A 21,298-nucleotide genomic window follows, 5' to 3' on the forward strand; every position below is an offset into this window, starting at 1 on the left:
TGGCTGTCTGTCGCGTCGGTGCAAGACCCCGTTCCTGCACGCTCCCCGGGCGACGTTAAGCTGTCCGGCTTCTGTCTGCGTCGAGAGGAGATTCCCATGTCCCGTGCCATCCAGATCCACCAGTTCGGCGGCCCCGAGGTGCTTCGTTGCGTCGAGGTCGAGGTCGGTCCGCCCGGACCTGCCGAGGTCCGCATCCGCCACGAGGCGATCGGCGTGAACTTCATCGACGTCTACCAGCGCACCGGCCTCTACCCCAATGCGCTGCCGCTGACCCTGGGCATGGAAGGCGCCGGCGTGGTCGAGGCGGTGGGTGACGACGTGATGCACCTGTCGATCGGCGACCGGGTGGCCTATGCCAGCCAGCCCCCGGGCAGCTACAGCGAGGTCCGGGTGATGCCGGCACGCTGCGTGGTGCGCCTGCCCGATGCCATCGACATGGACACCGGTGCGGCGATGATGCTCAAGGGCCTGACCGTGCAGTACCTGCTGAGGCGCACCCAGCCGCAGGGCGGCCTGCAGCCGGGCGACTTCGTGCTGTTCCATGCCGCCGCGGGCGGGGTGGGCCTGATCGCCTGCCAGTGGGCCCGGGCGATGGGCCTGCAGCTGATCGGCACCGCCGGCAACGAGGCCAAGTGCCAGCTGGCCCTGCAGCACGGGGCGGCCCACGTGATCAACTACCGCACCGAGGACTTCGCCAAGCGGGTGCGCGAGATCACCGGCGGGCGCGGCGTGAAGGTGGTCTACGACTCGATCGGCCAGTCCACCTTCGAGGGTTCGCTCGACAGCCTGCAGCCGCTGGGGCTGATGGTGAGCTTCGGCAATGCCTCCGGGCCGGTGCCGCCGGTCAATCTGGGCCTGCTGGCGGCCAAGGGCTCGCTGCACCTGACGCGGCCGACCCTGTTCACCCACCTGTCCAGCCGGGAAAGCACCCAGGAGATGGCCGATGACCTGTTCGACATGGTCGGCCAGGGCCTGGTCAGCATCCCGATCGGCCAGCGTTACGCGCTGGAGCAGGTGGCCCAGGCCCACCGCGATCTGGAGGCCCGCGTGACCACGGGCTGCTCGATCCTGACGGTGTGAGGCGGTGACGCTCCCCGGCGAGCGCTTCAGTTCGCCGGGTGCTGCACCGCGGCCCGGTAGGCGTGCCAGCTGGCGTGCCCCACCACCGGGCCGATCACCAGCAGGCCGAAGAACCAGGGCAGCAGCGCCACGACCACCAGGGCCGTGATCAGCGCGCCCCAGAAGATCATCACCATCGGCTGGGTCAGCACCAGCCTCAGGCTGGTCAGCCCGGCGGTGATCGCGTCGACCTGGCGGTCCAGCATCATCGGGATGCTGACCACGCTGATCGCGAAGATCAGCCCGGCGAAGATGCCGCCCACGCCCAGGTAGGTGACGATGAAGCCGAGGTTGTCCGGGTTCACCAGCGCCATCAGCGAGCCCCTCAGGTCGGGCATGCCGTCGAAGCTGACCGCGAACACCACCATCGCCGCGCGTCCCCACAGCATCTCGAGCACCAGCAGCACGAAGCCGAAGATCGCCATCTGGCCCATGTGGCTGTCCCAGGCGGTCAGCGAGTCGCCGAAGTCGGGCGACTCGCCCCGCTCCAGCCGCATCGACACCTGGTAGAGGCCCATGCACAGGAAGGGCCCCATCAGCAGGAAACCGGCCGACAGGGCCAGCATGTAGGCGGGCGCGTTTTCGTAGACCTTCAGCAGCAGCCAGCCCATGACCATGAAGCACAGGCCGTAGAACGAGCCGATGCCGGGGTGGCGGGTGTAGTCGCGCCAGCCCAGCGCCAGCCAGCGCAGCGGGTCGCCCAGCGTCAGCGGGCGCAGCTCGGGGAAGGTCGAGTCGGCCGCACGGGACAGCGCCTCGGCGGTGCCGCCTGGGGCCCCGTCGTCGGGCCGGGGCGGTCCGGCGTCGTGGCCGCCAGGCTGCAGGGGGCCGGCGGCGGCCGGGTGGGGGCTGACATGGTCCATGGGCGGCCTCTCCTCGAAGGGTCTCGACGGACCTTACGAGGCCCTGACCGGGCGGGCCAGCGGGTCTCCCCCAGGATCGGGCCGGCCTGCGGGTAATTCCCGGGCCGGCCGGCGGCCTCAGCTGCGCCGCACGCGCAGCAGCTCGTCGAGGATCAGGCCGATGGCCCCGGCCGTGATCGCGCTGTCGGCGACGTTGAAGGCCGGGAAGTAGCCGCCCGGGAACAGCGGGGCGAGGACATCCCAGTGGAACTGCAGGAAGTCGACCACGTAGCCGTGCCACAGGCGGTCGATCACGTTGCCGATCGCGCCGCCCAGCAGCATGGCGACCGAAAACGCGAACAGCCGCTGCTTGCCGTGCTGCTTGAGCATCCAGATGAACATCGCCGAGGCGCCGAAGCCCAGCACGACGAAGAACCAGCGCTGCCAGCCGGCGGCGTCGGCCAGGAAGCTGAACGCCGCGCCGGTGTTGTGGGCCCTCACGAGGTTGAAGAAGGAGGTCAGGGTGACGCTGTCGCCGTACTGGAAGCGCCCGAGGATCATGACCTTGGTGACCTGGTCGGCCAGGATGATCAGCGCGGACAGGGCGAGCCAGGTGGTGAGCGGGGTCGACGATCTCGATTGGGTGGCCATCGGGTCAGGGAGGAGCTGGATGCGGGAGCCGGTACTGTAGCCGCACCCGCACGGTGCCCGACGGGCCGGCGGCTCCGGATAATCCGGCCGATGTGCATCGACCGGTCCTCCCTTGAAAAAAAGACGCCATCCCGATCCTGAACGGCTGGTGCAGCGCGCCAGCGCCCGCTTCGAGGCCGGGCTGCAGCTGCAGGCCGTGCGCGACGGCGTCTGGCAGGCCACCTTCGACGGCACGGCCGCGGGCGGGCACGGGCGCCTGGCCGGAGGCGGGCTGGTCTTCGCGCCCGACGGGACGGTCCATGAGCTGGGCGTGCCGCTGCCGGGCACCGGCTGCAGCAACGAGGCCGAGTACCGCGCGCTGATCGGCGTGCTGGAGTGGCTGCAGGCGCAGGGCGCCCGCCGGGTCATCGTCTGGGGCGACAGCGAGCTGGTCGTGCGCCAGGCGCTCGGCGAGCAGTCCGGCAAGGCCGCCCGGCTCGCCGCGTGGCGCCTGCGCCTGCAGGCCCTCGTGGCGGGTTTCGAGTGCCTGGACGCGCGCTGGATTCCCCGGCACCGCAACGCCGGGGCCGATCGGCTGGCCACGGCGGCGCTGGCCGGTGCGGCGCCGGAACGCTGAAGCCGCGGTGCCATGCCGGGCGGAGGCCGGCTGGAGCAGGGCCTGCAGCACCCCGGAGCGGGTCGCTCCGGGGCGTGCACGCCTCAGGCCGCGGTGCGGCGCTCCCCGTCGCCGTGCAGATTGCTGTCGCAGCGTCCGCAGATCGTCGGGTGTTCGGGGTTGATGCCCACGTCGTCGCGGTAGTGCCAGCAGCGTTCGCACTTGGTCGCGGTGCTGGGGGTCACGGTGATCTTCAGCTCCTCGCCCACGGCCAGGCTGGCGGCCGAGGTGATGAGGACGAACTTCAGGTCCTCGCCCAGCGAGGCGAGCACGTCGAAGTCGGCCTGCGGGGCGGTGATCTGCACCGTGGCCTGCAGCGACGAGCCGACCGTGCCGCCGGTGCGCACGTTCTCGATCTCCTTGTTCACCGCCTCGCGCACGGTGCGCACGCGGGCCCATCGGGCCAGCAGCGCCTCGTCGGGCGTGGCGAAGGTCCAGTAGGTCTCGGTGAAGATCGACACCGACCGGCCCGGGGCGAAGATCGGCCAGGCCTCCTCGGCGGTGAAGCTGAGGAACGGCGCCATCCAGCGCAGCATCGCATGGGTGATCTGCCACAGCGCGGTCTGGGCCGAGCGGCGCGCCAGGCTGCCGGTGGCCGAGGTGTAGAGGCGGTCCTTCAGCACGTCGAGGTAGAAGGCGCCCAGGTCCTCGGAGCAGTAGACCTGCAGCTTGGCGACCACCGGGTGGAACTCGTAGACCTCGTAGTGCGCCAGGATGTCGGCCTGCAGCTGCGCGGCGCGCGCCAGCGCGAAGCGGTCGACCTCGAGCATCTGCTCGACCGGCACCGCGTCGGTGGCCGGATCGAAGTCGCTGGTGTTGGCGAGCAGGAAGCGCAGCGTGTTGCGGATGCGGCGGTAGGCGTCCACCACCCGCGCCAGGATCTTGTCGTCGATGCCCAGGTCGCCCGAGTAGTCGGTCGCGGCCACCCACAGGCGGATGATCTCGGCGCCCATCTTGTCGCTGACCTGCTGCGGGGCGACCACGTTGCCCACCGACTTGCTCATCTTGCGGCCATGGCCGTCGACGGTGAAACCGTGGGTGAGCAGGCCCTTGTAGGGCGCGCGGCCCTCGAGCGCGCAGGCGATCAGCAGCGAGGAGTGGAACCAGCCGCGGTGCTGGTCGTGGCCCTCGAGGTAGAGGTCGGCCTCCGGGCCTTCGGCCTGGGCGGCTCCGGCGTGGCTGCCCTTGAGCACGTGCGAGAAGGTCGAGCCCGAGTCGAACCACACGTCGAGGATGTCGGTGCTCTTGCTGTAGTGTTCGGCCTCGTCGCCCAGCCAGTCGGCCGGATCCAGCGTCGACCAGGCCTCGACCCCGCCGGCCTCGACCAGCGCGGCGGCGCGGTCCATGAAGGCCAGCGTGTCGGGGTGCAGTTCACCCGTCACCTTGTGCAGGAAGAACGGCAGCGGCACGCCCCAGTTGCGCTGGCGGCTGATGCACCAGTCGGGCCGGTTGGCGATCATGTCGCGCAGGCGGGCACGGCCGTTCTCGGGGTAGAAGTGGGTGGCGTCGATCGCGTCCAGCGCGGTCTGGCGCAGCGTGCGCGGCGCCTTGTCGACGCTGCAGACGCCGTCGCCCTCGTCCATGCGCACGAACCACTGCGCGGCGGCGCGGTAGATCACCGGCGTCTTGTGGCGCCAGCAGTGCGGGTAGCTGTGGGTCAGCTGGGCGGTGGCCATCAGGCGGCCGGCGTCGCGCAGCGCCTGGACGATGTTGGGGTTGGCCTTCCAGATGAACTGGCCGCCGAACAGCGGCAGGTCGGCTTCGTAGACGCCGTTGCCCTGCACCGGGTTGATGATCTCGTCGAACTTCATGCCGTGCGCGACGCAGGAGTTGAAGTCGTCCACGCCGTAGGCCGGCGCCGAGTGCACGATGCCGGTGCCGTCGTCGGCGGTGGCGTAGTCGGCCAGGTAGACCGGCGAGAGGCGGTCGTAGCCGGCGTCCACATGGGCCAACGGGTGCCTGAAGTTCAGGCCGGCCAGCGCCTTGCCGGGCGTGGTGGCGATCACCGTGCCCGTCAGGCCGTAACGCTCCAGGCACTTCTCGACCAGGGCCTCGGCCAGCAGCAGCAGGCCACGCTCGGTGCGCACCAGCGCGTAGGGCAGCTCGGGGTTCAGGTTGAGCGCCTGGTTGGCCGGGAGGGTCCAGGGCGTGGTGGTCCAGATCACGACGAAGGCGTCCTGCTCCAGCGCCTCGAGGCCGAAGGCGGCGGCCAGCCGGGCCGGCTCGGCGCACAGGAAGGCCACGTCGACGGTCGGCGAGACCTTGTCCTGGTACTCGATCTCGAACTCGGCCAGCGAGGAGCCGCAGTCGAAGCACCAGTAGACCGGCTTGAGGCCGCGGTAGACGAAACCGCGCTCCATCAGGCGCTTTAGCACGCGGATCTCGCCGGCCTCGTTGCCGAAGTCCATCGTGCGGTAGGGGTGCTCCCAGTCGCCGAGCACGCCCAGGCGCTTGAAGTCGGCCATCTGCTGGGCGATCTGCTCGCCCGCATAGGCGCGGCTGCGGGCCTGCACCTCGGCACGCGGCAGGTGGCGGCCGTGGGTCTTCTCGATCTGGTTCTCGATCGGCAGGCCGTGGCAGTCCCAGCCGGGCACGTAGCTGGCGTCGAAGCCGGCCAGCTGGCGCGACTTGGTGATCATGTCCTTGAGCACCTTGTTGACCGCGTGACCGATGTGGATCTGGCCGTTGGCGTACGGCGGGCCGTCGTGCAGCACGAACTTGGGGGCCCCGGCGCGGGCGGCACGCAGCCGCTGGTACAGGCCCTGCTCGTTCCACGCCTTGACCCAGCCCGGTTCGCGCTTGGGCAGGTCGCCGCGCATCGGGAAGGGGGTGTCGGGCATGTTCAGCGTGGCGCGGTAGTTGCGGGCGTCGGTGGGCTGTTTCGGTTCGGTCATGGCACTCGGGCACCCGGGACGCGGGTGAAGCTCAGGCAGGGGGAAGGCGTTGCGGGCGTCCGGGCGCTCAGGCGCCGGTTCCCGGTCACGGGGAGAGTGCCGCGTGGAGGGCGGCAGCGGCAGCTTCAGACAGCGGCCGCGCGCAGAATTCGGTCGCGGGTCGTCTGCCGGCGCGTGGCCGCGTAGCCCCGCAGGGTCGGGCCGGTGGCGGTGTGGGTGGGCGACATGGGCCCCGATTCTAACGGGGCCCCGGCCGCTCAGCTGCCCATGCCCTGATGGCGCAGCAGCGCGTCGATGCTCGGCTCGCGGCCGCGGAAGGCCTTGAAGTTGTCCATCGCATCCCGCGCGCCCCCCGCCTCGAGGATCTGCTGGCGGTAGCGCCGGCCGGTCTCGACGTTGAGCACGCCTTCCTCCTCGAACGCGCCCCAGGCGTCGGCGCTCAGCACCTCGGCCCACTTGTAGCTGTAGTAGCCCGCCGAGTAGCCGCCCGCGAAGATGTGCGAGAAGCTGTGCTGGAAGCGGTTGATCGCCGGCGGGATCAGCACCGCGACCTCGGCGCGCACCTCGTCGAGCACCTGCTGGACCCGGTCGGCGCTGTCGACCCGGGCGTGCAGGCGCATGTCGAACAGCGAGAACTCCACCTGGCGCAGCGTCTGCAGGCCGCTCTGGAAGTTCTTGGCGGCGATCATCTTGTCGTAGAGCGGGCGCGGCAGCGGCTCGCCGGTCTGCACGTGGGCGGTCATGTGCTTGAGCACGTCCCACTCCCAGCAGAAGTTCTCCATGAACTGGCTGGGCAGCTCGACCGCATCCCACTCGACGCCGGAGATGCCCGACACCGCCAGCTCGTCGACCTGGGTCAGCATGTGGTGCAGTCCGTGGCCGAACTCGTGGAACAGGGTCTGCACCTCGTCGTGCGTCAGCAGCGCCGGCTGCCCGCCGACCGGGGCGCTGAAGTTGCACACCAGATGCGCCACCGGGGTCTGCAGCCGGCCGTCGTCCGGACGGCTCCAGCGTCCGCGCACGTCGTCCATCCAGGCGCCCGGGCGCTTGCCGGGGCGGGCGTAGGGGTCGAGGTAGAACTGGCCGACGAGCTGCGGGCCGGCCGCCGTGCGGCGCTCGATGCGGTAGAAGCGCACCGAGTCGTGCCAGACCGGCGCGGTGTCGGGGCGGATCGCCACCTCGAACAGCGTCTCGATGATGCGGAACAGGCCGTCGAGCACCTTGGGCTCGGTGAAGTACTGCTTGACCTCCTGGTCGCTGAAGGCGTAGCGGGCTTCCTTGAGCTTCTCGCCGGCGTAGGCGTTGTCCCAGGCCTGCAGGTCGTCCAGGCCCAGTTCACGCGCTGCGAACTCGCGCAGCTCGGCCAGGTCCTTCTCGGCGTAGGGGCGGGCGCGGCGGGCCAGGTCGAGCAGGAAGTCGATGACCTGCTGCGGGCTCTCGGCCATCTTGCTGACCAGCGAGACCTCGGCGTGGCTGCCGTAGCCCAGCAGCGCCGCCTCTTCCTGGCGCAGGCGCAGGATCTCGGCCATCACCGGCGTGTTGTCCAGCTCGGCCGGCCCGCGCTCGCAGGCCCGGCTGACGTAGGCGGTGTAGAGCTGCTGGCGCAGCTCACGGCGCTCGGCGTACTGCATCACCGGCAGGTAGCACGGCATGTGCAGCGTCAGCTTGTGGCCGTCCTTGCCCTCGGCGAGCGCGGCCGCGCGGGTGGCGTCCTGCACGTCCTGCGGCACGCCGGCGAGCTGTTCGGTGCCCACGTACAGCGCGAACGCGTCGGTCGCGTCGAGCACGTGCTCGGAGAACTTCTGGCCCAGGTCGGCCAGCTGCTCCTGGATCTTGGCGAAGCGGACCTTGGCCTCGCCCTGCAGCTCGGCGCCCGACAGCACGAAGTCGCGCAGCCAGTGGTCCAGCGCCTGGCGGCGCGCCGGGCTCAGCGTGGCCGCGGCCGGGCTGGCGGCGATGGCCTTGTACTTGGCGTAGAGCCGCTCGTCGGCCCCCTGGCGGGTGTAGAACTCGGTGACCTTGGGCAGGTTGTCGTTGTAGGCCGCCCGCAGCTCGGGCGTGTCGGCCACGCCCTTGAGGTGGCCGACGGCGCCCCAGGCGCGGCCCATGCGTTCGTTGGCCACGCTCAGCAGGCGCGACAGCGTGTCGTAGTCGGCCGGCGTGGCCTCGCTCACGGCGCTCTCCAGCGCCGCCTCGGCCTCGGCCAGCAGCGCATCGACCGCCGGGCTCACGTGCTCGGGGCGGATGCTGGCGAACGCGGGCAGGGCGGTGGCTGCCGGCTCCGTGGCGAGCAGCGGGTTGTGGGCGAGGGTGTCGGTCGGGTTGTCCATCATCGGAGGAGCGGTGCGCTCGAGTGGGCCTGTCGGCGATATGAAGAGCGTGACACAAAAAATCAACCCCGGCGTGCCGCGGGCCGGTGCGCGGCCGCGCCGATCGTGACGGGATGTACCGGTGCCCCCTGGCGGAGCCGGGCGACCCCGCGCTGGCAGAATGTGCCGCCCTGCGAGCCCACCATGTCCGACACCCTCCTGCGCCCCCTGCGTGTGCTGTCCGTCATCCCGCCGATGACGCAGCTCAACACCCCTTATCCGTCCACCGCCTACCTGACCGGTTTCCTGCGTTCGCGCGGCGTCGATGCGGTGCAGGAGGACCTGGCGCTGGCGCTGGTGCTGCGGCTGCTGTCGGCCGAGGGGCTGCGCGAGGTGCGCCGGCGCCTCGAGGCCGCTCCTCCCGCGCGCCCGACCGAGCCGGTGCAGAGCTTCATGGCGCAGTTCGACCGCCACGTGGCGACGATCGACCGCACCATCGCCTTCCTGCAGGGGCGCGACCCGACGCTGGCGCACCGCATCAACAGCCGCACCTTCCTGCCCGAGGGGCCGCGCTTTCGCACGCTCGACGCCTACGGGGACGACGAGGGCGGCGACCCGCTGGCCTGGGCCTTCGGGGCGCTGGGCCTGCAGGACCGGGCCCGTCACCTGGCCACGCTCTGCCTGAACGACCTGGCCGACGTGCTGCGCGACGCGATCGATCCCCGCTTCGAGTTCGTGCGCTACGCCGAGTCGCTGGCCACCAGCCAGCCGACCTTCGATCCGCTGGCGCAGGCGCTGGCCGCCGCGCCGAACCTGGTCGACGAGGTGCTGACCGAGCTGACCCGCGCGGCGGTCGAGCGCCACCGGCCGCGTCTGGTGCTGCTGTCGGTGCCGTTCCCGGGCGCGGTGTATGCCGCGTTCCGCATCGCGCAGGCGGTCAAGGCGGTCGACCCGACGATCGTCGTGGCGCTGGGCGGCGGCTTCGTCAACACCGAGCTGCGTGAACTCGCCGAGCCGCGCGTGTTCGAGCACATCGACTACGTCACGCTCGACGGCGGCGAGCGTCCGCTGCTGGCGCTGCTCGAGCACCTGGACGGCCGGCGATCACGGTCCCGGCTGGTGCGCACCTTCGTGCGCGAGCCCGAGTCGGGCCAGGTGCGCTACATCAACTTCGTCGAGCCCGACATCGCCTTCGCCGAGGTCGGCACGCCGACCTGGGACGGCCTGCCGCTGGACCGCTACCTGTCGCTGCTCGACATGCTCAACCCGATGAACCGGCTGTGGAGCGACGGGCGCTGGAACAAGCTGACGGTGGCCCACGGCTGCTACTGGAAGAAGTGCAGCTTCTGCGACGTCAGCCTGGACTACATCTCGCGCTACGAAGGGGCCTCGGCCGCGACGCTGGTCGACCGCATCGAGGCCATCGTGGCCGAGACCGGCCAGACCGGTTTCCACTTCGTCGACGAGGCCGCGCCGCCCAAGGCGCTCAAGGCGCTGGCGGCCGAGCTCAAGCGGCGCAACGTGCAGATCTCGTGGTGGGGCAACATCCGCTTCGAGAAGACGTTCTCGCCCGAGCTCTGCCAGGAGCTGGCCGACAGCGGCTGCATCGCCATGTCGGGCGGGCTCGAGGTGGCCTCCGACCGGCTGCTCCAGCTGATGAACAAGGGCGTGTCGGTGGAGCAGGTCGCGCGCGTCACCAAGGGCTTCGCCGACGCCGGCATCCTGGTGCACGCCTACCTGATGTACGGCTTCCCGACCCAGACGGTGCAGGACACGGTCGACGCGCTGGAGTACGTGCGCCAGCTGTTCGAGAACGGCTGCATCCACAGCGGCTTCTTCCACCGCTTCGCCTGCACGGTGCATTCACCGGTCGGGCGCAACCCGGCGGAGTACGGCGTGAAGCTGCGGCCGCTGCCGCCGGTCACCTTCGCGAAGAACGACGTCGGCTTCATCGACCCGACCGGCACCGACCACGACGCGCTGGGCGTCGGGCTGAAGAAGGCGCTCTACAACTACATGCACGGCCTGTGCGTGGACGAGGACGTGAGGCGGTGGTTCGAGCACCCGAAGCTGCGCGGCAAGGTGCCGAAGTCGACGGTGAACCGCCACCGCATCGCCCGGGCGCTGGACGCCCGGGGACGCTCGGCCTGACCGGGCCGGGGTCGGGCCCCGGCGCTGCGGTTCAGGCCGCGGCGGCGGCGGCCCGCTCGGCCGCCTCCATCGTGTTGACCAGCAGCATCGTGATGGTCATCGGGCCGACGCCACCCGGCACGGGGGTGATCCAGCCGGCCACTTCCTTGACGCCGTCGAAGTCGACGTCGCCGCAGAGCTTGCCTTCGTCGTTGCGGTTCATGCCCACGTCGATGACGACGGCGCCGGGCTTGACCATGTCGGCGGTCAGCACGTTGCGCTTGCCCACGGCCGCCACGACGATGTCGGCCTGGCGGGTGTGGTGGCCCAGGTCGGGCGTGCCGCTGTGGCAGACGGTGACGGTGGCATTGGCGCCCAGCAGCATCAGCGCCATCGGCTTGCCGACGATGTTGCTGCGCCCGATCACCACCGCGTGCTGGCCGCGCAGGTCCTTGCGGCCGATGGACTCGAGCATCTTCATGCAGCCGTAGGGCGTGCAGGCCTTGAAGCCGACCTCGCCCACCACCAGCGCCCCGGCGCTGGCGACATGGAAACCGTCGACGTCCTTGAGCGGCGAGATCGCCTCGATCACCTTGTGGTCGTCGATGTGGGCGGGCAGCGGCAGCTGCACCAGGATGCCGTGGATGGACGGATCGTCGTTCAGCGCCTGGACGCGGGCCAGCAGTTCGGCCTCGCTCATCGTCGCGTCGTACTTCTCCAGCACCGAGTGCAGGCCGCTGTCCTCGCAGGCCTTGACCTTGTTGCGCACGTAGACGGCGCTGGCCGGGTTCTCGCCGACGAGGATCACCGCCAGGCCCGGCTTCACGCCGCGCGCGGTGAGGGCGCTGGCGCGCTGCGCCACGTCGGCGCGGAGTTGTCTGGACAGGGCGTTGCCGTCGATGATCTGGGCGGTCATGTTCTGTGTCTCGGTCGGGTGGGGACTCGTACGGGGCCGCATCAAAACACAAAAGGCCGCGTCATGCGGCCTCTTGTTGCACCAAGATGGTCAGACCTTGGCGTTGGCGCCCAGGGCGATCTTCAGCAGATCGGCCACGGTGTTGGCGTTGAGCTTTTCCATGATGTTGGCGCGGTGCGCCTCCACCGTCTTGATGCTGATGCCCAGGTCGTCGGCGATCTGCTTGTTCAGGCGGCCGGCGACGATGCGCTCGAGCACCTGGGATTCCCGCGTGGTCAGGCGGGCGAGCAGCGCGTCGCGGCTGGCCTGTTCCTGGTGGTGCGAGAAGGCCGAGCGGGCCCGCTCGAGCATGCGCTCGACCAGGGCGACCAGCTCCTCTTCCTTGAAGGGCTTCTCGATGAAGTCCTCGGCCCCCTTCTTCATCGTCGTCACCGCCATCGGCACGTCGCCGTGGCCGGTGATGAAGACGATCGGCAGGGGGCTCTTGCGTTCGAGCAGGCGGTCCTGCAGCTCCAGGCCGGTCATGCCTTCCATGCGGATGTCGGCGACCAGGCAGGCCACTTCACGGGGATCGAAGCGCGACAGGAAGGCTTCGGCGGAGTCGAAGCACTTCACCCGGTAGTCCTTGCCCTCGAGCAACCATTGCAGAGAATCTCTCACCGCCTCGTCGTCATCGACGACGTAGACCGTCCCTTTTTTCGGAATCAGGCTCATGACTGCTCTATGTGCTTGGTGGTTTCGGCGAAGTGGCCCACCGGGAGAACGAAGGTGAAACAACACCCCACCACGGAGTCCTGATTGTAGAGGTTCTCCGCCCGGATCCGGCCGCGGTGCGACTCGATGATCGAGCGGCACAGCGACAGCCCGATGCCCATGCCGTCGGACTTGGTCGAGAAGAAGGCCTCGTAGATGCGCTTGATCACGTCCTCGGGCATGCCCGGTCCGCTGTCGCGCACGCTGAACTCGATCGCCCCGCCGATCTCCGAGTCGTGGCGCGGCGTGACGCGCAGCTCGATCTTGCGCCGCCCGGGCGGCAGGCTGGCGTTGTCGATCGCCTCGGCCGCGTTCTTCAGCAGGTTCAGCAGCACCTGCTCGATCAGGATCGGATCGACCGAGATCAGCGGCATGCGCTGGGCGACGTAGCTCTGGATCGCGACGTTGCGCCGGCGCAGCTCGATGCCGGCCAGCTCCAGCGTGTCCTCGACGATCTCGGTGATCTTGGTCGGCTGGCGCTGGGGCTCGCTGCGCTTCACGAAGGCGCGGATGCGGTGGATGATCTGCCCGGCGCGCTGGGCCTGGCGCGAGGTCTTCTCCAGCGCGCCGATCAGGTCCTCGCCGCTGAGCGTGCCGTTGCGCTGGCGGGTCAGCATGCCGTTGCAGTAGTTGGTGATCGCGGCCAGCGGCTGGTTCAGCTCGTGAGCCACCGAGGAGGCCATCTCGCCCATGGTGATCAGCCGGCTGGTCTCCTGGGCACGGTCGGCCTGCAGCGCGGCGGCCTCCTCCATGTGGCGGCGGCTGGTGATGTCGGTGGCGATCAGCATCTGCGCGAGCCGGCCGTCGGTCCACTGCAGGTAGCGGGTGCGCACCTCGTACCACTTCTGCGTCTCGCCGACATAGACCTCGCGCGAGTCCGAGCCCACGTCGGTGATCTCGGCCGTGGGCAGGCCCGACAGGCCGTCGATCGCGTCCTCGGCGTCCTGTCCGTCGGCGTCGCCGCTGCCCACCAGCCGGGCGTGCCAGTGCGAATCGGCGCCGAACCACAGCCGGTAGGACCGGTTGGCGAACAGCAGCTCGGTGCCCTGCGCGGCCGACACCGACATCACCGAGACCGCGGCGTCCAGCCCCTCGAGCACGGTGGTGAAGCGTTCGTGCGACGCGCTGAGCTGGTCGCGGATGCGCTTGGCCTCGGTGATGTTGGTCATCGAGGTCATCCAGCCGGTCTGCTGGCCGCGCGCGTCGATCAGCGGCGAGACGTACATGCGCGCGTCGAACTGCGAGCCGTCCTTGCGCATGACCTTGACCTCGATGCCACCGGCCGGACTGCGGCCCGACAGCTCCTGGGCGAGCAGGCGGTTGTTCTCCTCGAGCCGGTCGTGCGGCCAGTGCGGGAAGGGCGGCAGGTGGCCGATCAGCTCGGCCTCCGAAAAACCGGTCATCGCGCAGAAGGCCGGGTTCACGTAGGTGATGCGGCCTTCCAGGTCCATCGCCCGCATGCCGGTCAGCATGGAGTTCTCCATCGCGCGGCGGAAGTTGGTCTCCTGCACCAGCGCGCCCTGGATCTGCAGGCGCCGGCGCATGTGGCGCCAGGTGCCCAGCAGCATCCACAGCGTCAGCATCGACAGCGCCAGCACCATCCAGAACAGCGTGTTGCCGATCAGCCCGACCGAGGTCCGGTAGCCTTCGCCCCGCAAGGTCACGCCGTTGCCGACCGGGGCGAAGGCGACGCTGTAGACCAGCGGGGTGCTGGCCCGGGGGGCGGCACCGGCCACCGTGCTGGCGAGCACGGTGTCGTCGCCATCGACCAGGCTGATCACTCGGCGGCGCGACACCTCGGCCGGCACGAAGTAGCGCAGCATCGACTCGACCGAATACTCGGCCACCAGCGTGCCGGCGAACGCGCCCTGGTCGATCACCGGCACATGCACCTGGAACACCACCAGGTGGTCGTCCAGCCGCACCGGGCGGCCGTAGACCGGTGCCCGCAGGTCGCGGGCATCGTTGAAGACCGCGCGGCCTTCGGTGGTGCGTGGATCGTCGCTGCCGCTGGGCAGGGCCAGGCGCGGCATCGCGGTGAGCATGTCCGGTGGCGTGTGGCGGGCCACGACCTGCCGGCTGGAGGTCAGCCAGGTCAGGCCGACGATCTCCGGGCGGCTGCGCACCAGGGTCTCCGCCTGGCCGATGAACTGCTCGCGGTTGATCGTGCGGGTGCCGACCTCACGCGCGATGCGCACCAGCTGCTCCTGGTTCTCGATCAGGCGCAGTCGGATCTGCTGCTGCACCAGTTCCGCATCCCGCTTGACCGACTCGACCTCCCTCTCGACTTCCTCATTGCGCAGGTACCAGAACGCCGCCACGATGGCGGCGAGGAACAGCAGCACGGACAGCAGCGGGGCCAGGGCCGCGAAGCGGTCCTGGCGTGAGGGCGACAGCCGGCGCCACCACGACCACAGCGGCCGTTGGCGAGCGTACGTGCCGGACTGCACCGGTCGATCCTGGGGGCTCCACAACATCCCGGGATTATCGGCGCTGCCGGAAGGGTCTGAAATCGGTGGAATCGGCGATGAATATCACTATATGAAATCGTTACGCACCATTTGAAATGTCTTCGCCTCTGTGCGAGACTTCGTGCCGCGCCGGCCGGTGGCCGCGCGCGCAATGGACCCCTGGCCTCTGACGAGGGCCGGCCCACCCGCGGTGGCGGGACAGATCACTGCAGCAGCACGAGGAGACAACAATGTCTGCATTGCCCGAGAGCCTGCCCCAAGCGGCGGCCAACGACATCGATGCGCAGGAAACGCGCGAGTGGCAGGATGCCCTGGCGGCCGTGATCGGCGCCGAAGGCGGCGAGCGCGCCCACTTCCTGCTGGAGCATCTGATCGACCAGGCCCGCCAGGCCGGCATCGACGTGCCGTTCTCGGCCAACACCGCCTACGTCAACACCATTCCTGCCGACCAGGAAGAGCGTTGCCCCGGCAACATTGAAATCGAAGAGCGTCTGCGCGCCTACATGCGCTGGAACGCGATGGCGATGGTCGTCAAGGCCAACCGCCACAACCCCGAAGACGGCGGCGACCTGGGTGGCCACATCGGCTCCTTCGCCTCGCTGGCCCACATGTTCGGCGCCGGCTTCAACCACTTCTGGCATGCCGAGAGCGAGAACCACGGCGGCGACTGCCTCTACATCCAGGGTCACGTGTCGCCCGGCGTCTACGCCCGCGCCTACCTGGAAGGCCGCCTGACCGAAGAGCAGCTGCTGAACTTCCGCCAGGAAGTCGACGGCAAGGGCCTGTCGAGCTACCCGCATCCGAAGCTGATGCCCGAGTTCTGGCAGTTCCCGACCGTCTCGATGGGCCTGGGCCCCTTGATGGCGATCTACCAGGCCCGCTTCCTGAAGTACCTGCACGCCCGCGGCATTGCCGACACCAGCAACCGCAAGGTCTGGGTCTTCTGCGGCGACGGCGAGATGGACGAGCCCGAATCGCTGGGCGCCATCGGCCTGGCCGCGCGCGAGAACCTCGACAACCTCGTCTTCGTCATCAACTGCAACCTGCAGCGCCTGGACGGCCCGGTGCGCGGCAACGGCAAGATCGTGCAGGAGCTCGAAGGCGAGTTCCGCGGCGCCGGCTGGAACGTCATCAAGCTGCTGTGGGGCAATGGCTGGGACTCGCTGCTGGCCCGCGACAAGGACGGCGCGCTGCGCAAGCTGATGATGGAGACGCTGGACGGCGACTACCAGGCCTTCAAGGCCAACGACGGCGCCTACGTGCGCAAGCATTTCTTCGGTCGTGACCCGCGCACGCTGGAGATGGTCGCCAAGATGAGCGACGACGACATCTGGAACCTCAAGCGTGGCGGCCACGACCCGCAGAAGGTGTATGCCGCCTTCCACAAGGCGGTCAACACCAAGGGCCAGCCGACGGTGCTGCTGATCAAGACCGTCAAGGGCTTCGGCATGGGCAAGGTCGGTGAAGGCAAGAACACCGTGCACCAGACCAAGAAGCTGATCGACGAGGACATCAAGGCCTTCCGCGACCGCTTCAACATCCCCGTGCCCGACAGCGAGCTGGCGAACATCCCGTTCTACAAGCCCGCCGACGACACCCCGGAAATGCAGTACCTGCACGAGCGCCGCAAGGCGCTGGGCGGCTACCTGCCCAAGCGCCGCGTCAAGGCCGACGAGAGCTTCACCGTGCCCGCGCTGGAGACCTTCAAGGCCGTGCTGGAGCCGACGGCCGAAGGCCGCGAGATCAGCACCACCCAGGCCTACGTGCGCTTCCTGACGCAGCTGCTGCGCGACCAGGCCCTGGGCCCGCGCGTGGTGCCCATCCTGGTCGACGAGGCCCGCACCTTCGGCATGGAAGGCCTGTTCCGCCAGGTCGGCATCTACAACCCGCTGGGTCAGCAGTACACGCCGGTCGACAAGGACCAGGTCATGTACTACAAGGAAGACAAGGCCGGCCAGATCCTGCAGGAAGGCATCAACGAGGCCGGCGGCATGAGCAGCTGGATCGCGGCGGCCACGTCCTACAGCACCAGCAACCGCATCATGGTGCCGTTCTACGTGTACTACTCGATGTTCGGCTTCCAGCGCATCGGTGACCTGGCCTGGGCGGCCGGTGACATGCAGGCGCGCGGCTTCCTGCTGGGCGGCACGTCGGGTCGCACCACGCTCAACGGCGAAGGCCTGCAGCACGAGGACGGCCACAGCCACATCCTGGCCGGCACGATCCCCAACTGCATCAGCTACGACCCGACCTTCGCCCACGAGGTCGCGGTCATCATGCAGGACGGCCTGAAGCGCATGGTCGAGAAGCAGGAAAACGTCTTCTACTACCTGACGCTGCTCAACGAGAACTACCCGATGCCGGGCCTGAAGGCCGGCACCGAAGAGCAGATCATCAAGGGCATGTACCTGCTGGAGGAAGGCGCCAAGATCACCCCGCGCGTCAACCTGCTGGGTTCGGGCACCATCCTGCGCGAGTCGATCGCCGCCAGGAAGCTGCTGGAAGAGGAGTGGGGCGTGGCGGCCAACGTCTGGAGCTGCCCGAGCTTCAACGAGCTGGCCCGTGACGGCCAGAACGTCGAGCGCCACAACCTGCTGCACCCGACGGACGAGCAGAAAGTGGCCTTCGTCACCTCGCAGTTGCAGCCGCACGTGGGCCCGGTCATCGCGTCGACCGACTACATGAAGAGCTACGCCGAGCAGATCCGCGCCTTCATCCCCAAGGGCCGTGTCTACAAGGTGCTGGGCACCGACGGCTTCGGTCGCAGCGACTTCCGCGGCAAGCTGCGCGAGCACTTCGAGATCAACCGCCACTACATCGTCGTCGCCGCGCTCAGGGCCCTGGCCGACGAAGGCACGGTGCCGGTGGCCAAGGTCGCCGAGGCCATCGCCAAGTACGGCATCAAGGTCGACAAGATCAACCCGCTTTACGCCTGAAGTCCAGCATCCGGAGACAAGACATGGCATTGATAGAAGTGAAGGTCCCCGACATCGGGGACTTCAGCGAAGTCGCGATCATCGAAGTGCTCGTCAAGGAAGGCGACACCATCAAGGCCGAGCAGAGCCTGATCACCGTCGAGTCCGACAAGGCCTCGATGGAGATCCCCAGCTCGCACGCGGGCGTGGTCAAGGAGCTCAAGGTCAAGCTCGGCGACAAGATCAAGGAAGGCTCGCTGGTGCTGACGCTGGAAGTCGCCGGTGCGGCCGCGCCGGCACCGGCGCCCGCCGCGGCCCCGGCCGCCCCGGTGGCGGCTCCCGTGGCCGCGCCTGCCGCTGCGGCGGTGGTGGCCGCCGCCCCGGCGGCAGCCGGTCCGATCGAGGTGTTCGTGCCCGACATCGGCGACTTCGCCGAGGTGGCGGTCATCGAGCTGCTGGTCAAGCCGGGTGACACCGTCGCGGCCGAGCAGAGCCTGATCACCGTCGAGTCCGACAAGGCCTCGATGGAGATCCCGAGCTCGCACGCCGGTGTCGTCAAGGAGCTGAAGGTCAAGCTCGGCGACAAGGTGGCCAAGGGCTCGCTGGTGCTGGTGCTCGAAGGGGTGGCTGGCGCGGTGGCGGCGGCTCCCGCGGTGGCGGCTGCTGCCGCGCCGGCTGCGGCGGTCGCCGTGGCGGCGGCACCGGTGGTGGCTGCAGCGGCGGCGCCCGTGGCGCAGCCGGCCCACGAGCCGACCGTGCTGAACCTGAGCCTGCCGCACGCCTCGCCGTCGATCCGCAAGTTCGCCCGCGAGCTGGGCGTGCCGCTGGCCGAGGTCAAGGGTTCGGGCCTGAAGGGCCGCATCACCGAGGCCGACGTGCAGGGCTTCGTCAAGGGCGTGATGGCCGGCGCGGTGCAGACCGTCGCCCAGAAGGCCAAGGCGCCGGCACCGGCGCCCGCCGGTGGTGGCGAGGCCTTCCCGGGCCTGCTGCCCTGGCCCAAGGTGGACTTCGCCAAGTTCGGCCCGGTCGAGCGCCGCGACCTCTCGCGCATCAAGAAGATCTCGGGCGCGAACCTGCACCGCAACTGGGTGGTCATCCCGCACGTCACCAACCATGACGACGCGGACATCACCGAGCTCGAGGCCTTCCGCGTCCAGACGAACAAGGAAAACGAGAAGTCCGGCATCAAGGTCACGATGCTGGCCTTCATGATCAAGGCGGCGGTCGCGGCGCTCAAGAAGTTCCCGGAGTTCAATGCCTCGCTCGATGGCGACCAGATCGTCTTCAAGAACTACTTCCACATCGGCTTCGCGGCGGACACGCCCAACGGCCTGGTGGTCCCGGTCATCAAGGATGCCGACAAGAAGGGCATCTTCCAGATCAGCCAGGAAATGGGCGAGCTGGCCAAGAAGGCCCGCGACGGCAAGCTCGGACCGGCCGACATGAGCGGTGGCTGCTTCAGCATCAGCTCGCTGGGCGGCATCGGCGGGCGTTATTTCACCCCCATCATCAACGCCCCCGAGGTCGCGATCATGGGTGTGTGCAAGAGCGCCATCGAGCCCAAGTGGGACGGCAAGGCCTTCCAGCCGCGCCTGATGCTGCCGCTGTCGCTGTCGTGGGACCACCGCGTCATCGACGGAGCGGCCGCGGCCCGCTTCAACGTCTACTTCGCGAGCCTGCTGGCGGATTTCCGCCGCATCGTGTTGTAAGTCGGCATCCGGTGGCGGCGTTCGCCGCCACCCGCCAAGCGGGTTCTCGGTCCGCCCCGGGTCCAGCCCGGCGCTGACCGAGCGCGCCAACCAGACATGTGGAGCAGACAAGAAATGGCATTGATCGAAGTGCAAGTGCCGGACATCGGCGACTTCAAGGACGTGGCGATCATCGAGCTGCTGGTGCAGCCCGGTGACACCGTCAAGGCCGAGCAGAGCCTGATCACCGTCGAGTCCGACAAGGCCTCGATGGAGATTCCCTGCTCGCACGCGGGCGTGGTCAAGGAGCTCAAGGTCAAGCTGGGCGACAAGATCAACCAGGGCACGGTGCTGCTGACGCTGGAAGCCGAAGGTGCCGCGGCACCGGCTCCGGCGGCCGCGCCGGCCCCCACCGCCGCGGCGCCCGCACCGGCCCCGGTGGCCGTGGCCGCCGGTCCGGCCGGCAGCTACGCCGGCGCGGCCGACGTCGAGTGCGACCTGCTCGTGCTCGGCGCCGGCCCCGGCGGTTATTCGGCCGCCTTCCGTGCGGCCGACCTGGGCCTGAAGGTCGTCATCGTCGAGCGTTACGCGACGCTGGGCGGGGTCTGCCTGAACGTGGGCTGCATCCCGTCCAAGGCGCTGCTGCACGTGGCCGCCGTGATGGACGAGGTGTCGCACCTGGGTGACCTGGGCGTGGAGTTCGGCGCCCCGGTGGTCAACGTCGACAAGCTGCGTGGCCACAAGGAAAAGGTCATCGGCAAGCTGACCGGCGGCCTGGCGGCGATGGCCAAGATGCGCAAGGTCACGACCGTGCGTGGCGTGGGCCAGTTCCTCGACCCGTACCACGTGCAGGTGGAAGAGACCACCGGCACGGGCACCGAGCGCGCGGGCGCCAGCAAGGTCGTGAAGTTCAAGCACGCCATCATCGCCGCGGGTTCGCAGTCGGTGAAGCTGCCGTTCTTCCCGCAGGACGACCGCATCGTCGACAGCACCGGCGCACTGGCCTTGAAGGAAGTGCCCAAGAAGATGCTGATCGTCGGCGGCGGCATCATCGGCCTGGAAATGGGCACGGTGTATTCGACGCTGGGCGCGCGCCTGGACGTGGTCGAGATGCTCGACGGCCTGATGCAGGGCGCCGACCGTGACCTGGTCAAGATCTGGCAGAAGATGAACGCCAAGCGCTTCGACAACATCATGTTGAAGACGAAGACGGTCGGCGCCGTTGCCACCCCCGAAGGCATCAAGGTGCAGTTCGAGGGCCTGGACGGCACGAAGTCCGAAGGCGTCTACGACCTGGTGCTGCAGGCCGTGGGCCGCACGCCCAACGGCAAGAAGATCGCCGCCGACAAGGCCGGCGTGGCGGTGACGGATCGCGGCTTCATCAACGTCGACATCCAGATGCGCACGAACGTCGCGCACATCTTCGCGATCGGCGACATCGTCGGCCAGCCGATGCTCGCCCACAAGGCGGTGCACGAGGCGCACGTGGCGGCGGAAGTCATCGCCGGCACGCTGCAGGGCAACAAGGAACTGGCCTCGGCCGCCTTCAACGCCCGCGTGATCCCGAGCGTGGCCTACACCGATCCCGAAGTGGCGTGGGTTGGCCTGACCGAGGACCAGGCCAAGGCGCAGGGCATCAAGGTCAGGAAGGGCCTGTTCCCGTGGACGGCCTCGGGCCGCGCCATCGCCAACGGCCGCGACGAAGGCGTGACCAAGCTGCTGTTCGATGACTCGCCCGAGGCCCACGGCCACGGCAAGATCCTCGGCGGCGGCATGGTCGGCACGCATGCGGGCGACATGATCGGCGAGATCGCGCTGGCCATCGAGATGGGCGCCGACGCGGTGGACATCGGCAAGACCATCCACCCGCACCCGACGCTGGGCGAAAGCATCGGCATGGCCGCGGAAGTGGCGCACGGCAGCTGCACCGACCTGCCGCCCGCCAAGCGCTGACC

Annotated in this window: 13 protein-coding genes; 6 read left to right on the plus strand and 7 right to left on the minus strand. The window is 69.2% G+C overall.

The genetic code is table 11. From position 1 onward, the window contains the following. Positions 1 to 96: 96 nt before the first annotated feature. The gene (locus tag C7444_RS09730; protein ID WP_110400657.1) at positions 97 to 1,080 is read left to right on the plus strand and encodes a quinone oxidoreductase family protein; all 984 of its coding nucleotides are present in this window, start codon (positions 97 to 99) and stop codon (positions 1,078 to 1,080) included. Positions 1,081 to 1,106: 26 nt separating this feature from the next. Here the strand turns inward: C7444_RS09730 and C7444_RS09735 are convergent, their stop codons facing one another. Together C7444_RS09735 and lspA are read right to left on the minus strand one after the other, a co-directional pair. Beyond that, positions 1,107 to 1,982: a DUF2189 domain-containing protein gene (locus tag C7444_RS09735; protein ID WP_110400658.1), complete on the minus strand. Its 876-nt coding sequence runs from the start codon at positions 1,980 to 1,982 to the stop codon at positions 1,107 to 1,109. A gap of 117 nt (positions 1,983 to 2,099) precedes the next feature. After that, the gene (gene lspA / locus C7444_RS09740) at positions 2,100 to 2,612 is read right to left on the minus strand and encodes a signal peptidase II (RefSeq protein WP_110400659.1); all 513 of its coding nucleotides are present in this window, start codon (positions 2,610 to 2,612) and stop codon (positions 2,100 to 2,102) included. Positions 2,613 to 2,724: 112 nt separating this feature from the next. Between lspA and C7444_RS09745 the strand changes: the two genes are divergently transcribed. Continuing rightward, positions 2,725 to 3,228: a ribonuclease HI family protein gene (locus C7444_RS09745; protein WP_110400660.1), complete on the plus strand. Its 504-nt coding sequence runs from the start codon at positions 2,725 to 2,727 to the stop codon at positions 3,226 to 3,228. Positions 3,229 to 3,311: 83 nt separating this feature from the next. On the opposite strand, the gene ileS is transcribed toward C7444_RS09745, so the two are convergent. Both ileS and C7444_RS09755 read right to left on the minus strand, forming a co-directional pair. Then, a complete protein-coding gene (ileS, locus tag C7444_RS09750) occupies positions 3,312 to 6,161 on the minus strand; it encodes an isoleucine--tRNA ligase (protein WP_110400661.1) in 2,850 nt (949 codons plus the stop codon). 257 nt (positions 6,162 to 6,418) lie between these two features. Beyond that, the gene (locus tag C7444_RS09755) at positions 6,419 to 8,491 is read right to left on the minus strand and encodes a M3 family metallopeptidase (protein ID WP_110400704.1); all 2,073 of its coding nucleotides are present in this window, start codon (positions 8,489 to 8,491) and stop codon (positions 6,419 to 6,421) included. Positions 8,492 to 8,674: 183 nt separating this feature from the next. On the opposite strand from C7444_RS09755, the gene C7444_RS09760 reads away from it, so the two are divergent. Beyond that, on the plus strand, positions 8,675 to 10,621 hold the full coding sequence (locus C7444_RS09760; RefSeq protein WP_110400662.1) for a B12-binding domain-containing radical SAM protein: 1,947 nt from the start codon (positions 8,675 to 8,677) through the stop codon (positions 10,619 to 10,621). 31 nt (positions 10,622 to 10,652) lie between these two features. Here the strand turns inward: C7444_RS09760 and folD are convergent, their stop codons facing one another. From folD to C7444_RS09775, 3 genes are all read right to left on the minus strand, one after another. Next, positions 10,653 to 11,516 (minus strand): bifunctional methylenetetrahydrofolate dehydrogenase/methenyltetrahydrofolate cyclohydrolase FolD, encoded by an 864-nt coding sequence (gene folD / locus C7444_RS09765; protein WP_110400663.1) that lies wholly within the window; start codon positions 11,514 to 11,516, stop codon positions 10,653 to 10,655. A 90-nt stretch (positions 11,517 to 11,606) separates the two neighbouring features. Next, positions 11,607 to 12,230 carry a response regulator transcription factor gene (locus tag C7444_RS09770; protein WP_110400664.1) on the minus strand — a complete coding sequence of 208 codons (624 nt, stop codon included), beginning with the start codon at positions 12,228 to 12,230 and terminating at the stop codon, positions 11,607 to 11,609. Further along, positions 12,227 to 14,746: a PAS domain S-box protein gene (locus C7444_RS09775; protein ID WP_110400665.1), complete on the minus strand. Its 2,520-nt coding sequence runs from the start codon at positions 14,744 to 14,746 to the stop codon at positions 12,227 to 12,229. The genes C7444_RS09770 and C7444_RS09775 overlap by 4 nt, the downstream gene beginning before the upstream one ends. A 224-nt stretch (positions 14,747 to 14,970) precedes the next feature. On the opposite strand from C7444_RS09775, the gene aceE reads away from it, so the two are divergent. The 3 genes from aceE to lpdA all read left to right on the plus strand — a co-directional run bounded on the left by aceE (position 14,971) and on the right by lpdA (position 21,296). Further along, a complete protein-coding gene (aceE, locus tag C7444_RS09780) occupies positions 14,971 to 17,676 on the plus strand; it encodes a pyruvate dehydrogenase (acetyl-transferring), homodimeric type (RefSeq protein WP_110400666.1) in 2,706 nt (901 codons plus the stop codon). Between the two features lie 23 nt (positions 17,677 to 17,699). Continuing rightward, positions 17,700 to 19,364: a dihydrolipoyllysine-residue acetyltransferase gene (gene aceF, locus C7444_RS09785; RefSeq protein WP_110400667.1), complete on the plus strand. Its 1,665-nt coding sequence runs from the start codon at positions 17,700 to 17,702 to the stop codon at positions 19,362 to 19,364. A 114-nt stretch (positions 19,365 to 19,478) separates the two neighbouring features. Beyond that, on the plus strand, positions 19,479 to 21,296 hold the full coding sequence (lpdA, locus tag C7444_RS09790) for a dihydrolipoyl dehydrogenase (RefSeq protein WP_110400668.1): 1,818 nt from the start codon (positions 19,479 to 19,481) through the stop codon (positions 21,294 to 21,296). Positions 21,297 to 21,298 lie beyond the last annotated feature (2 nt).

The sequence above is a fragment of the Sphaerotilus hippei genome, assembly GCF_003201595.1.
Taxonomy (GTDB): domain Bacteria; phylum Pseudomonadota; class Gammaproteobacteria; order Burkholderiales; family Burkholderiaceae_C; genus Sphaerotilus; species Sphaerotilus hippei.

Coding starts and splice junctions, on each gene's coding strand:
- C7444_RS09730 (WP_110400657.1), top strand. CDS start 97: ATGTCCCGTGCCATCCAGATCCACCAGTTCGGCGGCCCCGAGGTGCTT.
- C7444_RS09735 (WP_110400658.1), bottom strand. CDS start 1,982: ATGGACCATGTCAGCCCCCACCCGGCCGCCGCCGGCCCCCTGCAGCCT.
- lspA (WP_110400659.1), bottom strand. CDS start 2,612: ATGGCCACCCAATCGAGATCGTCGACCCCGCTCACCACCTGGCTCGCC.
- ileS (WP_110400661.1), bottom strand. CDS start 6,161: ATGACCGAACCGAAACAGCCCACCGACGCCCGCAACTACCGCGCCACG.
- C7444_RS09755 (WP_110400704.1), bottom strand. CDS start 8,491: ATGGACAACCCGACCGACACCCTCGCCCACAACCCGCTGCTCGCCACG.
- C7444_RS09760 (WP_110400662.1), top strand. CDS start 8,675: ATGTCCGACACCCTCCTGCGCCCCCTGCGTGTGCTGTCCGTCATCCCG.
- folD (WP_110400663.1), bottom strand. CDS start 11,516: ATGACCGCCCAGATCATCGACGGCAACGCCCTGTCCAGACAACTCCGC.
- C7444_RS09770 (WP_110400664.1), bottom strand. CDS start 12,230: ATGAGCCTGATTCCGAAAAAAGGGACGGTCTACGTCGTCGATGACGAC.
- C7444_RS09775 (WP_110400665.1), bottom strand. CDS start 14,746: ATGTTGTGGAGCCCCCAGGATCGACCGGTGCAGTCCGGCACGTACGCT.
- aceE (WP_110400666.1), top strand. CDS start 14,971: ATGTCTGCATTGCCCGAGAGCCTGCCCCAAGCGGCGGCCAACGACATC.
- aceF (WP_110400667.1), top strand. CDS start 17,700: ATGGCATTGATAGAAGTGAAGGTCCCCGACATCGGGGACTTCAGCGAA.
- lpdA (WP_110400668.1), top strand. CDS start 19,479: ATGGCATTGATCGAAGTGCAAGTGCCGGACATCGGCGACTTCAAGGAC.